This is a genomic window from Zemynaea arenosa (assembly GCF_004614185.1).
GTDB classification, from domain to species: domain Bacteria; phylum Pseudomonadota; class Gammaproteobacteria; order Burkholderiales; family Burkholderiaceae_D; genus Telluria; species Telluria arenosa.
Window position 1 is genome coordinate 1 of sequence record NZ_SPVF01000227.1, and the last position, 13824, is coordinate 13824.

General features: G+C 67.7%; 13 protein-coding genes. 4 read left to right on the top strand and 9 right to left on the bottom strand.

The features are described from left to right. The 5 genes from E4L96_RS17975 to E4L96_RS17995 all read right to left on the bottom strand — a co-directional run. A partial coding sequence (locus E4L96_RS17975; RefSeq protein WP_370660754.1) for a DUF6600 domain-containing protein occupies window positions 1-1363 on the bottom strand: 1363 nt, incomplete at its 3' end. 97 nt (window positions 1364-1460) lie between these two features. After that, window positions 1461-2108, bottom strand: coding sequence for a LysE family transporter (locus tag E4L96_RS17980; protein ID WP_135208592.1), 648 nt, complete (start codon window positions 2106-2108; stop codon window positions 1461-1463). A 126-nt stretch (window positions 2109-2234) separates the two neighbouring features. After that, a complete protein-coding gene (locus E4L96_RS17985) occupies window positions 2235-2519 on the bottom strand; it encodes an HU family DNA-binding protein (RefSeq protein ID WP_135208593.1) in 285 nt (94 codons plus the stop codon). Window positions 2520-2664: 145 nt separating this feature from the next. Further along, window positions 2665-2895, bottom strand: coding sequence for a BrnA antitoxin family protein (locus E4L96_RS17990; protein ID WP_229414603.1), 231 nt, complete (start codon window positions 2893-2895; stop codon window positions 2665-2667). A 57-nt stretch (window positions 2896-2952) separates the two neighbouring features. After that, window positions 2953-5163 (bottom strand): carbohydrate binding family 9 domain-containing protein, encoded by a 2211-nt coding sequence (locus E4L96_RS17995; protein WP_135208594.1) that lies wholly within the window; start codon window positions 5161-5163, stop codon window positions 2953-2955. A 275-nt stretch (window positions 5164-5438) separates the two neighbouring features. Between E4L96_RS17995 and E4L96_RS18000 the strand changes: the two genes are divergently transcribed. Next, window positions 5439-6347 carry a DUF808 domain-containing protein gene (locus E4L96_RS18000; RefSeq protein ID WP_135208595.1) on the top strand — a complete coding sequence of 303 codons (909 nt, stop codon included), beginning with the start codon at window positions 5439-5441 and terminating at the stop codon, window positions 6345-6347. A 152-nt stretch (window positions 6348-6499) separates the two neighbouring features. After that, on the top strand, window positions 6500-8983 hold the full coding sequence (locus E4L96_RS18005; protein ID WP_135208596.1) for a TonB-dependent receptor plug domain-containing protein: 2484 nt from the start codon (window positions 6500-6502) through the stop codon (window positions 8981-8983). Window positions 8984-9037: 54 nt separating this feature from the next. On the opposite strand, the gene E4L96_RS18010 is transcribed toward E4L96_RS18005, so the two are convergent. Then, window positions 9038-9556, bottom strand: coding sequence for a hypothetical protein (locus tag E4L96_RS18010; protein ID WP_135208597.1), 519 nt, complete (start codon window positions 9554-9556; stop codon window positions 9038-9040). Then, the gene (locus E4L96_RS18015; RefSeq protein ID WP_135208598.1) at window positions 9546-10028 is read right to left on the bottom strand and encodes a hypothetical protein; all 483 of its coding nucleotides are present in this window, start codon (window positions 10026-10028) and stop codon (window positions 9546-9548) included. The genes E4L96_RS18010 and E4L96_RS18015 overlap by 11 nt, the downstream gene beginning before the upstream one ends. Window positions 10029-10171: 143 nt before the next feature. Here E4L96_RS18015 and E4L96_RS18020 point away from each other — a divergent pair, with 143 nt between their 5' ends. Together E4L96_RS18020 and E4L96_RS18025 are read left to right on the top strand one after the other, a co-directional pair. Then, window positions 10172-11488, top strand: a complete 1317-nt coding sequence (locus tag E4L96_RS18020) for an SDR family oxidoreductase (RefSeq protein ID WP_135208599.1) — start codon at window positions 10172-10174, stop codon at window positions 11486-11488. After that, entirely contained in the window at window positions 11489-11959 is a 471-nt protein-coding gene (locus E4L96_RS18025) for a DUF2269 family protein (RefSeq protein WP_135208600.1), read from the top strand. Window positions 11960-12019: 60 nt separating this feature from the next. Here the strand turns inward: E4L96_RS18025 and E4L96_RS18030 are convergent, their stop codons facing one another. Further along, complete coding sequence (locus E4L96_RS18030; RefSeq protein WP_135208601.1) at window positions 12020-12571, bottom strand: YXWGXW repeat-containing protein; 552 nt, start codon at window positions 12569-12571, stop codon at window positions 12020-12022. 122 nt (window positions 12572-12693) lie between these two features. Then, a partial coding sequence (locus E4L96_RS18035) for a HAMP domain-containing sensor histidine kinase (RefSeq protein ID WP_135208602.1) occupies window positions 12694-13824 on the bottom strand: 1131 nt, incomplete at its 5' end.

Here is a 13824-nt window from a genome sequence, read left to right on the forward strand (position 1 = left end):
GGCGCCAGGGGCGGCCCATGGCCGGGGTACCGTCCTGGTGGCCGCGCTGCCAGGTTTGTCCGGCGGGGCGCGGGGGCGGCGCAGGCTGGGCGTTGTGCAGGATGGCTTCCGGGCCGGCTTTCTCGGCGTCCGCCACGCGCACCATACCGTGGTGGGCGAAGCGAGCTTGCGGCACCACGGTCAGGCCGGGCGGCCGGAAATCGCGGCGTCCCAGATCGCCTTCACGCGGGCCATTCTGCCCGTTTCGGTCCGCGCGCTTATCGGGTCCACCGCGGCCATCGCGGCCGCCACCGGGCACGCCGCCATTCAGGTCATGCAGATGCCGCTCGCGAGCGCGGTACGACGGCACGAAGCGGTCGCGCGGGCCGAGCGGATACCAGCCTTGCGCGGGCCGCCGGTCACGGTCGCGGAAATTCACGACCCAGTTGACGCCACCGACCCAGCCCACCAGCGCCGGCGCCCACGCCGGACGCCCGCTGTGCCGCCCGGGTGCCCAGCACCAGCGCCCGCGCACCTGCACCCAGCGCCCGTAGTGGAAGGGCGCATAGCCCCAAGGCGAGTTATCGATCCAGGTCCAGCCCCACGGATCCAGCCAGGTCCAGTTGCCGTCGCGGTACGGCACCCAGCCGACCGGCACGCTGCGCGGCATCCACAGCGGCCCGTAGTCGGCGCTGTCCTGCCAGGTGCCGTAGTCGTTCAGGTCCGCGTAGCCGGTCATCTCCGGCGGCACATACGCGGTGGCCGCACGGTCCTCGCGTGCATCGCGCTGCGCGGACCAGTCATCGAAACCATCGCGGGTCGCCAGCGAGGTGCGCACATCCTCGCCGCTCAGCTGCGCGCGGCGCCCGGCCCGCACGGTGAACGAGGACCCCGGCGCATCGAGCACACCGGTCCCTTCGAACACATTAAGCACCGTGGTCGCCGCCACCCGCTCCGCATCCACGCGCAGGCGCCCCGGCTCGTCCAACCGCACGCGCGCGGTCGGCGTGATCAGCTCGAACCCGGCCGCGACTTCGCGGCTGCGCACGCGCACGTAGGCGCTGCCGTAGAACAGCTGCAGGCGCACCGTGTCGTCATCCAGCGCGGTCACTTCCAGCGAGCTGTCGCCATCGAGCCGCACCGAGGTCGACCCGACCTGGAATTCGGTCCGCGCCCCGGGCGCGGTGGTCAGCACCATGCCCGCCGTGACCGGCCAGTTGACGCTCGCAGACACCGCCTCCGGCAGCGCGCCGGACAGCGTGACCTGTCCCTGCGTGAGCGAGACGCGCCCCGCCACGCCCGGCGCCTCCTGGGCGGCGGCAGCGGTAGAGAAGGCCAGCGCAAACGCCAGGGCCAGCAGACGGGTACGGACGGGGGCAGTCATCACGGTTCTCCTCGGGGATTCGAGCCGATTACACCGCGCCCCTGCAAGGCCGACAACGGCAATTACAAAGGGTTGCAGATTGCGGCAGTCGGATACGTCAGGCCGCGTGGGCGCCGCCGCGCTTGACGAAGAAGAGGGCGCCGCCGACCAGCATCAGCACGCCGCCAAAGAAGCGGTTTTGCGCCTTCACCGCGCGCGGATTGCGGAAGAAGCGCTGCATCGAGGAGGCCAGCAGGGCATAGCCGTGCATGACCACGGTGTCGATGCACATCATGGTGACGCCGAGGATGGCCAGCTGCGGCAGCAGCGGCGCGTCCTTGGCGATGAACTGCGGCAGCACCGCGACCATGAAAATGATGCCCTTGGGGTTGGTGGCATTGGTCAGGAACCCGGTCAGCACGCGCTTGCGCAGGGAGGGCACGTGGTCCGCGTCGATGCGGGGCCCGCCCTCGGTGGCGGCAGCGCGCGAACGCCACTGCATCAGGCCCAGGTAGATCAGGTACAGCGCGCCGACCGTCTTGACGATCGAGAACGCGACTTCGGAGGCCAGCAGCAGCGTGCCCACGCCCGCGCCGGCGATGGCCAGCACCGTCAGCAGGCCAAGCTGCAGCCCGAGCACCGTGCCGGACGCCTTCTTCACGCCATAGGCCAGCCCGTGCGACATCGACAGCACGGCCCCCGAGCCGGGCGAGAGGGCGATCACGATCGCGGCGACGACAAAGCCGATCCAGGTGGTGAAGCTCATGGGGACACAACGGAAGCGGGTTCAGGGAAGCCGCATTGTACAGCGAGGGGAAGACAGCGGAGGCGGTGGGTGGGGCCCACCGCACCGCCGGCGCGCGAACGACGCCGGCAGGCGGGCGAAGGAAGATTACTTCTTCTTCGGATTGACAGCGGCCTTCAGGGTCGCGCCAGCCGCGAATTTCGGCGACTTGGAAGCTGCGATCTTGATGGCTTCGCCGGTCGAGGGGTTGCGGCCTTTGCGAGCAGCGCGCTTGGCCACCGAGAACGTACCGAAACCGGTGATGCCCACCGTGTCGCCTTTCTTGAGGCGCTCGGTGATGATCTCGATCAGGGTGTTCACAGCGCCGTTGGCAGCTGCGCCCGACAGTTCGGTGCGCTTCGCAAATTCTGCAACCAGTTCGCCTTTTTTCATACATTCCTCCGGGGTTAAAAGAGCGGGAAGATTAGCATAAAATTTTCCCAATGTAATAGTTTTTCCGGAGGCCGCACGCAAGGAAGCCCCGCCGTGACTGGATCGCCACGATGCGGGGCCGCGGACCGCCGTCAACTGCGGGCGTTCAGGAAGCTGAACTCGCCGGCTCGCGCTGGGCCAGCAGACGGCTGCGCAGGGCGGCGTTGATCAGGGTCTGGTAGCCCTTGCCGGTCTGCTGGGCGTCGTTGCGGAACTGCTCCAGCACTTCGTCGTCCAGGTAAATGGTGATGCGGGTCTTGCGCTTGACGGCGCGCACCGGGCGCACGGGCGCGGCGGGATAGATCTTGTCGGCGTTCAGGGTGTTCATCGGGTTCATGGCTTACCTCGTGATGTCGGCTGCGTTGATCGGTTCGGTGGAGCTGGAATTCGGTGTTCAAATCTGCCAGGACAGTTTCACGAACAGTTCGTCCTGGCGGTGCCGCGGGTCGTAGCCCGGCGTTTCGTCATCGGACAGCGTGAGTCCGACGTAGGCCGCAGTGCCCAGACCCGCCGTGTGCCCGTAGACGAACGAGGCGGTGGTGCCGGTGCTGCGCGCCGCAACGGGGAACAGGTAGTACCCCGGGTTGCGGGTGGTCCGCGACTTCTGCACGATCATGCGCAGGTTGTCGCGCGGGCTGAAGTGATAGATGCCGTTGAGCTGGAAGGCCTGCTCGGTGTACAGGCGGTGGCCGTCCTCTTCGCCGCTGCGGCCGTTGACCCAGGTGGCGGACCAGGACGGCGCAAATTCCAGCCGGTCGTGCGGGCGCACGGTGCCGGACAGCGACACGAAGCCGCCCTTGCCACGCCGCGCGCTGGCGTATTCGATCTCGTCGCCCAGTTCCAGCTCCATCGAGACGCGCGAGAAGATGCGGCCCGGCGAGGCGTCGACCTCGGCCCACACCGTGCGCTGGCGGAACAGCTCGCCGCCCTCGGCGATGCGGGTCGCGTTCCACGGGCGCACGCGCAGGTTCACCTGCAGGTCGTGCGGGCCCTTCATCCACAGGCCGGGCGTGTAGTCGTTGTAGATCACGTCGCCGTGGGTGTCGAACTTGCGCTCGGCGTGGAAGTAGAAGTTCATGTCGTTCCACATGCCGGTCTTGCCGAACTTCTTGGTCAGCTCGGTCGCCCACATGCGTTCGCCGGCTTGCGAAAGGAAGCCATTGTCGTCGCGGAAGCCGGCGCTCACGTCTTCCAGCGCGCCGAACACGGCGTAGTGGTCGTTCTCGTTGTTGTAGATGACGGTGGCGGCGTGGCCGGCGGTCTTCGGCCCCTGGCGCAGCGAGCCGTGCTCGTCCGGCTGGGCGGTGGTGGCGGACAGCAGCAGCTGGCCGGACAGGCGCTCGGTGTCGCTGCGCTGCCAGCGGAAGTCGGTGCCCAGCACGCGGTTGTAGCCGCGGCTGTCGGTCAGGGTGCGGTCGGACACCAGTCCGCCCAGGGTCAGGCTCTCGCCCTTGTAGACGGCGCGGGCGATGGTGGCCTGCGACGAGAAATCCTGCTGCGCGTAATCGGTGTTGTACGACTTCGGAATCAGCACCAGGCCGCCGCCGGCGTCGCGCGTGGTCAGCACCGTGACGTCGGTGTTGCCGTCGCGCCGGGTCACGCGCGCACCCCAGTTCGGATCGGTGATCGAACGGGTGTAGATGGCGCGGAAGGGCGTCTGCAGGATATCGTTCCCTTCCAGGAAGAAGGGGCGCTTCTCCGGCACATACAGCGCAAAACGCGTATTGCCGGACAGCTGGGGCGCATCCAGTTCGATCTGCGAGAAGTCCGGGTTGATGGTGGCGTCGATGGTGGTGGCCGAGTCCGGGCGCACCTTGACGTCGAGCGACAGGTCGTGGCCGCTGTAGCTGCGATTGGGGCGGTCCTCGTAGCGGTCGCGGCCCTTGCGCATCACGAGCTGTGGGGTAGCGGTCCAGTTCAAGCCGCTCGGCAGGTCGCGCAGGCCTTCGATCGGTTCCCCAAAGCACATCAGGCAATTGGTCGACTTGGTGACCGGGGCCGAGAAGTTCTTGTAGCGCTGGTCGCGCACCACGTTGCGGAACACCAGCAGGTTCCAGTTCGGATTGCTGGCGTCGTAGGCGACCGAGCTGAACGGAATGCGGACCTCGGCGCTCCAGCCGCCGTCGAACCGGCCGGTGACCACGTCCACGTCATAGTCGAAGGCGTAATCCTCGCCGTCGGCGTTGGTGTTGGTGCCGTCGGCGAACGAGCCGCGGGCATTGAAATACAGGATCTGGGCGGCCTTCTTGGCGCCGGCCGGGTCGAGGAACAGGCCGATGAAATCCTGGTCGCCGCTGATGCCGTCGCGGCGGAAGAAGGGGGCGCGGATCTGGGACGGATCCGGATCGTAGGCCTTGATGCCGACATACAGGTATTTGCTGTCGTACATCAGGCGGACTTCGGTTTTCCATTTGGACGGCACGCGGTCCTGGGGTTCGTTCTCGTAGAACGTGTCGCGCGCCGGGGCTTTCTGCCAGGCGGCTTCATCGAGAACACCGTCGAGTTTGACGGTCTCAGGCGCACCGATGCGGTGCGCCTGGAAACCGGCAAAAGCGGGGCTGGCCACCAGCATGAGGCTGGCACACAAAGGCAGCAATCTGGTCATGTCGTTTTGTTCGTTTTTGTCTCCACTGCTGTACCGCAGGAGAGGTGAGCGAACTATACGTAGCGGATCAACATGACAATTCGCAAAAGCGACGAGATGCAGTTTTTGGGGATTGAACGGTTAAAAACCCTCCGTTCGGTGCATATCGAGATGCAGATTTTGGGGAGCGAACTGCAAAATTCGCCCCTGGCCGACGCGCCGCTGCGACAGACTGCAGCGGCGCCGGACAGGCGGCAGGCGCGTTACACTGTGGCTTTCCTTATCTGGAGTACAACATGCCCGCCGCCAGCCTGCTCGCCCTGATCGATGACATCGCCACCGTGCTCGACGATGTTGCCGTGATGAGCAAGGTGGCCGCCAAGAAGACCGCGGGCGTGCTCGGCGACGATCTGGCGCTGAACGCCCAGCAGGTGGCGGGCGTCACGGCCGACCGCGAGCTGCCGGTGGTGTGGGCGGTGGCCGTGGGTTCACTCAAGAACAAGGCCATCCTGGTGCCGGCCGCGCTGGCCATCAGCGCGGTGCTGCCGGTCGCGATCCAGCCGCTGCTCATGCTGGGCGGCGCCTACCTGTGCTTCGAGGGCGTGGAAAAGGTGGCGCACCGCCTGCTGCACGGCAAGGAGGAAGACGCCCAGCACCACCGCGAGCTGGTGGAAGCCAATGCCGATCCCAAGGTGGACCTGGTGGCGGTGGAAGACGACAAGATCCGCGGCGCCGTCCGCACCGACTTCATCCTGTCCGCCGAGATCATCGTGATCGCGCTGGGCACGGTGGCGGGCCAGCCATTCATGCAGCAGGTGGCGGTGCTGGTGGCGGTGGCGCTGCTGATGACGGTGGGCGTGTACGGCATCGTGGCCGGGATCGTCAAGATCGACGATCTGGGGCTGTACCTGAGCAAGAAACGCGGTGGCGCCGTGCAGGCGATCGGCGGCCTGCTGCTGGCCGCCGCGCCCAGGCTGATGAAGCTCCTGTCAGTACTGGGCACCGTCGCCATGTTCATGGTCGGCGGCAGCATCGTCCTGCATGGCCTCCCGGCCGCGCACCACACGGTCGAGGCCTGGGCCGCGAGCGCCGGCCCGGCCCACGCGCTGGTCGGCCCGGCGGCGGACATCGGCGCCGGGCTGGTCGTCGGCGCCGTGGTGCTGGCCGTCGTCGAGCTGGCCAAGCGCGTGCTCGGACGGCGCTGAACCTTACAGTGAACTTACAGAGGTGGTGCCATGTGTTGCACCGCACACCACAGTCGCGCCTAAAAAATTGACAAGCCCAACTGGAGCCACCAACATGGTTTCAGAAGTATCAAGAACAAACAGACCAAGTCACTTCAGTTATTGGGGAAACTATGCACACAAAACCGAATCCAAGAAAACAACTCCTTGCCCTGACCATCACCTCGCTGTTCGCCGGCTCCGCGCTGGCCCAGGCAACGCCTCCCACCGATGACAACACCGTCGTCGTGACCGGTACCCGGGTCCCCAACCGCACCGTGCTCGATACCGCAGCCCCGGTCGACGTGATCTCCGCCGATACCTTGCACAACGTCGGCAATACTGAACTGAACCAGTCCCTGTCCGTGGCCCTGCCGTCGCTGAACTTCCCGCGCCCCGGCCTGACGGACGGCACCGACACCATCCGTCCCGCCACCCTGCGCGGCATGGGCCCGGACCAGACCCTGGTGCTGGTCAACTCCAAGCGCCGCCACTCGGCCTCGCTGGTCAATGTGAACGGCAGCGTGGGCCGCGGTTCGGCCGCCGTCGACCTGAACACCATCCCGTCCTCGATCGTGAAGAGCATCGAGGTGCTGCGTGACGGCGCGGCCGCCCAGTACGGCTCGGACGCGATCGCCGGCGTGATCAACGTCCGCCTGCGCACCGACCGCAGCGGTGGCGAAGTGACCGGCTCCTACGGCCTGCGCGTCACCAACTATGCGTTCGACACCGCCGCCCCGCCGGCCGGCGCCACCTGGACCCCGCAGAAGGAACGCAGCCGCCGCGACGGCCAGACCGGCACCTTCAGCCTGTGGAAAGGCCTGCCGCTGGGCGAGAACGGCTTCCTGACCCTGGCCGCCGAGTACAAGGACCAGGCGCACACCGAGCGCAGCGGCTACGACATGCGCTCGCTGTATCCGAAGGTCGGCACCGCGTTCGATCCGCGCGAAAACACCATCAACCGCTTCGACACCTGGTACGGCGAACCGGAGATGCAGCAGTCGACCTTCTTCGCCAATGCCGGCATGAACCTGGAAGGCGGCGCCAAGGCCTACGGCTGGGCCAGCTACCAGCGCCGCGATTCGCAGTCGGCCGCCAACTTCCGCGCCCCCAACAACGCCGGCAACGTGCTGGCCATCTGGCCGGACGGCTTCATCCCGCTGATCGCACCGGTGGTGGACGACTACTCGGCCACCGGCGGCGTCAGCTGGACGATGGGCGACTGGGACCTGGATGCCTCGCTGGGCTTCGGCACCAACAAGATGGCCTTCAACGTCATCAACACCGTCAACGCCTCGCTCGGCACCGCATCCAAGACCAGCTTCTACGCCGGCGGCTTCCAGTACGGCCAGGCCGTGGCCAACCTGACCGCGACCCGCGCCTACCCGATGGCCAGCCTGTCCAGCCCGCTGAACGTGTCGCTCGGCGCCGAGGCGCGCCGCGAGCGCTACAACCTGTTCGCCGGCGAGCCGGATTCCTGGCGCAACGGCGGCGTGCTGTCGGCGGCGGGTGCACCGCTCGGTTCGGGCTCGCAGGGCTTCCCCGGCTACCGTCCGGCCAACGAGACCAATCTCTACCGCAGCGCCATCGGCCTGTTCGCGGACTTTGAAGCGAACGTGACCAAGCAGCTGCTGGCCTCGTTCGCCCTGCGCGCCGAGCACTACACCGACTTCGGCAGCAACCTGTCCGGCAAGCTGGCCGCGCGTTACGACTTCACCCCGAACTTCGGCCTGCGCGGCTCGGTGCAGAACGGTTTCCGCGCGCCGTCGCCGCAGCAGCAGGGGTTCACGGCCACCTCGACCAACTTCATCAATGGCGTGCCGTTCGAGATCACCACCTTCAAGCCGAACGATCCGGTGGCCCGCGCGCTCGGCGCCAAGGACCTGGAGGCCGAGAAGTCGGTCAACATCTCGCTGGGCGCGGTGGCCCGCGTCGGCAAGGGCAGCCTGACCATCGACGCCTACCGCATCAACGTCAAGAACCGCATCGTGCTGTCCGAGACGCTGCAGCAGTCCAACGTGATCGCCTTCCTGCAGCAGCAGGGCTTCCAGGGCATCGGCGGCGCCCGCTTCTTTATCAATGGCGTGGACACCCGCGCCCAGGGTGTGGACATCGTCGGCAACTGGCCGTTCGCGCTGGACAATGCCGGCAAGCTGGACCTGACGCTGGCGGCCAACTTCTCGGACATCAAGGTCACCAAGGTCCCGACCACCAACCAGCTGTCGGCCCTGAACCCGGCGCCGGTGCTGTTCGCGCGCCAGAACGTGCTGATCTTCGAGGAAGCGCAGCCGAAGAACAAGTTCTCGGCCAACGCCAACTGGACCAAGGACGCCTGGGGCGCGACCCTGCGCGCCACCCGCTACGGCAAGACGCTGTCGCCGGGCACGTCGGCGGCGCTGGACTGGCCGATGTCCGCCAAGACCCTGGTCGACCTGGAAGGCCGCTACAAGTTCAACAAGAGCCTGACGCTGGCGATCGGTGCCGAGAACCTGTTCGACCAGTACTCCGACCCGTTCCCGCCGGCGCTGAACACCAATGGCGGCCCGGTGTGGTCCAACTACTCGCCGTTCGGCCGCGGTGGCCGCTACGTGTACGGCCGCGCCAGCTACGCGTTCTAAGCCTGCGCTGTCCCGCTGCAAGCCGCACCCTTTGCCGGGTGCGGCTTTTTTCGTTTATGCGGGGCGCACGCGCCCGCGCTGCATGACGTTGCGGGTGTCGCGGATGGCCCAGGCCAGGGACACCACCGCCAGCGCGGTCAGCACCCAGCTTGCCCAGCCGTAGTCGACCCGCACCAGCTCCGCCGGCGCATGGGCCCAGTCGAGCGCGCGCACGCCCAGCAGCGCCCCGATGATCCCGTAGTTGATGAAGAGCGCCACGTGCTCGACCCGCTCGGTCCACGGCAGGCGGCGGGTCTCCCATTCGATGATGGTGTCGATGGTGGAGACCCAGATCTCCAGCGCGAACAGCAGCACGATCACGGCGAGCCAGGCGCCATGCCACTCCCACCACGCCAGGGCCGGGAAGATCAGCGCGAACAGCGCCTCGCGCATGGCGTGGCAGCGCTGCTCGGCGCCCGCATTCGGCTGGCGCGGCAGCCGGGCGATCATCTCGTGATTGAGGATGACGTCCGTTCCGCCGATGGCCGCGTGGGCCAGCAGCGCCCAGATGAAAGCGGGGACCTCAGTCGTCATGGCGCAGCAGCAGCGCCGCCGCGGCCAGGCCCAGGCCGAAGGCCACGTACACCGCGGCCACCGAGGGCGTGGTCAGGCGCTTTTCGAAACCGGGCTGGAAGCGCTCGGGCGTGAGCTTGTAGTCGGTGAAGCAGGCCACCGCGGTGGTGGCGGCGGCGGCGGGCAGCACCGACCTGGCCTGGCGCGAGTCCAGCAGCTTGCCGAACACGCGCTCGAACAGCACCGCCCAGAATACCGCGCTGGCATGGTGGATGGCGTAGCCGGTCAGCGTGTACTTTTTGGTGGGCCGTTCCTGGCGTGCCGCCTTGTCGCCGAAGAACCAGTGGCTGACCGCATTCACCGGTGCCACTGCGCTGCCGCTGTCACGCTTGCCCAGCGCCGCCAGCGCCGCAGTGGAGGCCACGCTGGCCGTGGTGCCGGACACCAGTCCGCGCTTGATCGACGTGCCCCAGTCGGTTCCGTTTCCTTGCATGTTCGACTCCTGGATGGGTGGGATGGGATGGAGCCACGATACCAAGAACGCCGCTGGGCTGGCGCCTGCCTGCCGGACGCACCGGGGCCGGGTTTGCCGGTAAACTCGGCCTGACATTCTTCGCGAACGGACTGGCCGGATCGATGCGCATACTCTTGACTGGAGCGAGTGGTTTCGTCGGCGCGCGCCTGCTGCGCGCCCTGCTGGACGATGGCCACCATCTCGTCTGCGCCGTGCGCACGCCCCGCGCGAGTGGCGAGCCGCGCCTGCGCTATGTGCAGGCCGATTTTTCGAGCGACACCGGCAAGGCCGTGTGGCTGGGCCGCCTGCAGGGCATCGATGCAGTGATCAACACCGTGGGCATCTTTCGCGAGAGTGGCAGGCAGACCTTCGCGGCCATCCACACCGAGGCACCGCGCGCCCTGTTCGCAGCCTGCGCCGAGTCGGACAGCGTGCAACTGGTGATCCAGCTCTCCGCGCTGGGGGCCGACGACGCGGCCACCACTCCCTACCACCTGTCGAAGAAGGCAGCGGACGACTACCTCGCCACGCTGCCCGTGGCGAGCTTCATCGTGCAGCCCTCGCTGATCTATGGCCGCGGCGGCGCGAGCGCGCGCTTCTTCAAGATGCTGGCGACCCTGCCGCTTGGCGTGCGTTTCGGGAGCGCGCCGCAGCGCGTGCAGCCGGTGCATGTGGACGACGTGGTGGCCGCCCTCTGCGCGCTGGTGCGCCGCGTGCCCGCCGCAGAAACGGCGCCGCGCGCGCGGCCTGACTCGTACGCGCGCATCGTGCGGCTGGCCGGACCCGAGGTCGTGTCCTTCACCGACTACCTGCGCACGCTGCGGCGCGCGCTGGGGCTCGGCAAACTATGGGTGTTGCCGCTGCCGGACTTCCTCACCCGTAGCGCGGCGGGGATGGCGCAGCTGGTGCCCGGCAGCTTGCTGGACCCTGATGCTCTCAGCATGCTCAATCGCGACAACGTGGCCGACCCCGCGCTCACCGCGCGCCTGCTCGGCCATGCGCCGCGTGCGATCGGCAGCTTTGTCACCGACCCGGCGGCGGAGCGGGTGCAGGCGCAGATGGACTGGCTGCTGCCGGTGCTGCGCTGGTCGATCGCCCTCGTGTGGATCGCCACGGCGACCGTGTCCGCCGGCCTGTATCCGGTGGCGGACAGCTACGAACTGCTGGCCCGCACCGGCATTCCACAGGAGCTGCGGCCACTGATGTTGTACGGCGCCTCGGCGCTGGACCTGTGCTTTGGCCTCGGCATTCTGCTGCTCAAGCGCCGGCGCTGGCTGTGGCTTGCGCAGCTGCTGCTGATCGGCTTCTACACCGTGGTCATCGCGCTCCGCCTGCCGGAATTCCTGGTGCATCCGTACGGGCCGCTGACCAAGAACCTGCCGATGCTGGCGGCCATCTGGCTGCTGTACCAGGTCGAGCGCAATCCGAAGGAGACGTGAGTGGAATACCTGATCGTCAAGACCCTGCACATCCTGTCCTCCACCATTTTGTTTGGCACCGGGATCGGCACGGCGTTCTACATGCTGTTCCTGACGCTGGACCGCGCGCGCGATATCCGCGCCATCGCGGTGGTGAACAAATGGGTGGTGCGGGGCGATTGGCTGTTCACCGGAACCACCGGCATCCTGCAGCCGCTCACCGGATTCTGGCTGATCCATCTTGCGGGCTATCCGATGAGCAGCCGCTGGATCGTGTGGTCGCTGATCCTGTACGTGGTGGCATTCTTCTGCTGGGCGCCTGTGGTGTGGCTGCAGATCCGCCTGCGCGACCTGGCGCAGGCCGCGGTGCGCGACAACACGGACCTGCCGCCGCTGTACTGGCGTTACCTGAGGACCTGGGTGGCGCTGGGGATTCCGGCGTTCTTCGCGCTGGTGATCGTGTTCTATCTGATGGTGTCCAAGCCCACCTGACTACAACGCGCGCAAAAAAGCCGCCATGAGGCGGCTGGTGGCCGGCGGCGCGCGGCCGGATTACTTGACCTGCGGATTATCGGGCGCCGAGTCGCGGCGGTCCGGCACGCCGTCGTGGTCGCGGTCCTTGGGCGTGCGGTGCTGGCCACCGGTGCCGCCATTCTTGCCGCCCGCTTTGGGGTGATCGTCATGGGCAGCCGGGGTGGCGGGCGTCGCCGGCTTGGCCGGAGTAGCCGGAGTAGCCGGGGTGGCCGGGGTTGCCGGGGTTGCCGGCTTGGCGTGGTTGTCGCGGGGGCTATTCACCGCCGCCGTCGGATGCCAGCCCCCTTCGCGCAGGCGCCAGCCGCCCTGATAGCGCTGCCATTGCGGCTGGGTCCAGGCGTAGCCCGGTCGCGCCTGTTCCAGATGGCCCGGCACCCATTGGTACTGATGGCCATCCCACTTCCAGTAGCCCGGGGACCAGAAGTGATGGTCGACCAGCTTCGGCACCGTTTCCTGGCGCGGTGCGGGCGGCGCGGTGCGCACGGTCTCGCTGTAGGTCTGGGCGAAGACGCTCGGGGTCAAGGCTGCCGCGCTGGCGGCAAGAAGGGCAATCGTCAGGGTACGTTTCATGATGGAATTCTCCCGGTTCAGTTGTCGTTTGATGAGCTTGCTTGATAGGACCAATATAGCCACGCACGATTGCCGCGCGCAGTGCGGATGCAAGTTCTTACAAATGACACCAAATTGCCTGGCTAGATACGTGGGAGTGTGACGCGGAAGCAAGTGCCGCCGCCCTCGCGCGGCAGGCATACGGCGCGGCCGTGATGGCGCTGGGCAATCTGGCGAACCAGCGCCAATCCGAGGCCCACGCCCCCCGACGTCTCGGAGGCCCCCGTCGCCCGGTAGAAGGGTTCGAAGATGCGTTCGCGCTCCGCCTCGGGCACACCGGGCCCGCGGTCGCACACGTCCAGCTGCACTTCGCTATCGAGCACCGCCAGCGTGACGTGCAGCGGATCGCTGCCGCCGTAGCGCTGGCCGTTTTCCAGCAGGTTGCGGACCAGGCGGCGCAGCAGGCGCGCATCGCCGCGCACGGTGACCGTTTGCAGGTCCGCATGCGCGTTGACGCGCGCGGCTTCCTCGGCGGCCAGGCCGGAGAAGTCGACGGCTTCGTCCACACCCGCCTGCTCCGGCGTGGCATCGAGACGGCTGGCCAGCAGGACCTCGTCGATCAGCTGGTCCAGCTCCGCGATGTTCTGTTTGAGCTCATCGCGGATGGCGACGGGGGCGCCGTCGCCCACCAGTTCCACCGCCATGCGGATGCGGGCCAGCGGGGAGCGCAGCTCGTGCGAGGCGTTGGCGAGCAGGGACTTCTGGGCGCGCATCAGGGCGTCGATGCGGGCCGCCGATTCGTTGAAGCTGGTGGCCAGGCGCGCCACTTCGTCCGTGCCTTCGACGGCCACGCGGGTGGAGAGATCGCCGCGGCCCCAGGCCTGCACGCGGTCCTGCAGCCGTTCCAGGCGGCCGGTGATGCGGCGCACGACCGGGTAGGCGCCAATCGCCACCACCACGGCGGTGAGCAGCAGCAGGACGATGATGGCGGCCGACATCTGCTGCGGCAGCGGGCCGCGCCGCACCAGTAGCCAGCGGCCGTCGCTCAGGTGGATGGCGTAGACGCCGGTGGCGTTGATCATTGGGCCGCTGTAGGTTTGCAGGCGGCTCAGGGGCGGCAGCGGGCGGCCGATGGCGGCCAGGATCTGATGGTTCGCGTCGTACAGCGCGAGTTCGCCGCGCAGGCGCCCGCGCCAGCGGTTCGCCAGTGGCCGCTGGCGTCCGCCGTGGCCCGTGGCGCCGGCATGGTCCGCCGCAGCCACACCGGTCCGAGC

Bases quoted from the DNA above. Each gene is read 5' to 3' on its own strand.
- E4L96_RS18030 (WP_135208601.1), bottom strand. From the start codon at position 12,571: ATGAAACGTACCCTGACGATTGCCCTTCTTGCCGCCAGCGCGGCAGCC.
- E4L96_RS18010 (WP_135208597.1), bottom strand. From the start codon at position 9,556: ATGACGACTGAGGTCCCCGCTTTCATCTGGGCGCTGCTGGCCCACGCG.
- E4L96_RS17990 (WP_229414603.1), bottom strand. From the start codon at position 2,895: ATGAACCCGATGAACACCCTGAACGCCGACAAGATCTATCCCGCCGCG.
- E4L96_RS17985 (WP_135208593.1), bottom strand. From the start codon at position 2,519: ATGAAAAAAGGCGAACTGGTTGCAGAATTTGCGAAGCGCACCGAACTG.
- E4L96_RS18000 (WP_135208595.1), top strand. From the start codon at position 5,439: ATGCCCGCCGCCAGCCTGCTCGCCCTGATCGATGACATCGCCACCGTG.
- E4L96_RS18020 (WP_135208599.1), top strand. From the start codon at position 10,172: ATGCGCATACTCTTGACTGGAGCGAGTGGTTTCGTCGGCGCGCGCCTG.
- E4L96_RS18015 (WP_135208598.1), bottom strand. From the start codon at position 10,028: ATGCAAGGAAACGGAACCGACTGGGGCACGTCGATCAAGCGCGGACTG.
- E4L96_RS18005 (WP_135208596.1), top strand. From the start codon at position 6,500: ATGCACACAAAACCGAATCCAAGAAAACAACTCCTTGCCCTGACCATC.
- E4L96_RS17980 (WP_135208592.1), bottom strand. From the start codon at position 2,108: ATGAGCTTCACCACCTGGATCGGCTTTGTCGTCGCCGCGATCGTGATC.
- E4L96_RS17995 (WP_135208594.1), bottom strand. From the start codon at position 5,163: ATGACCAGATTGCTGCCTTTGTGTGCCAGCCTCATGCTGGTGGCCAGC.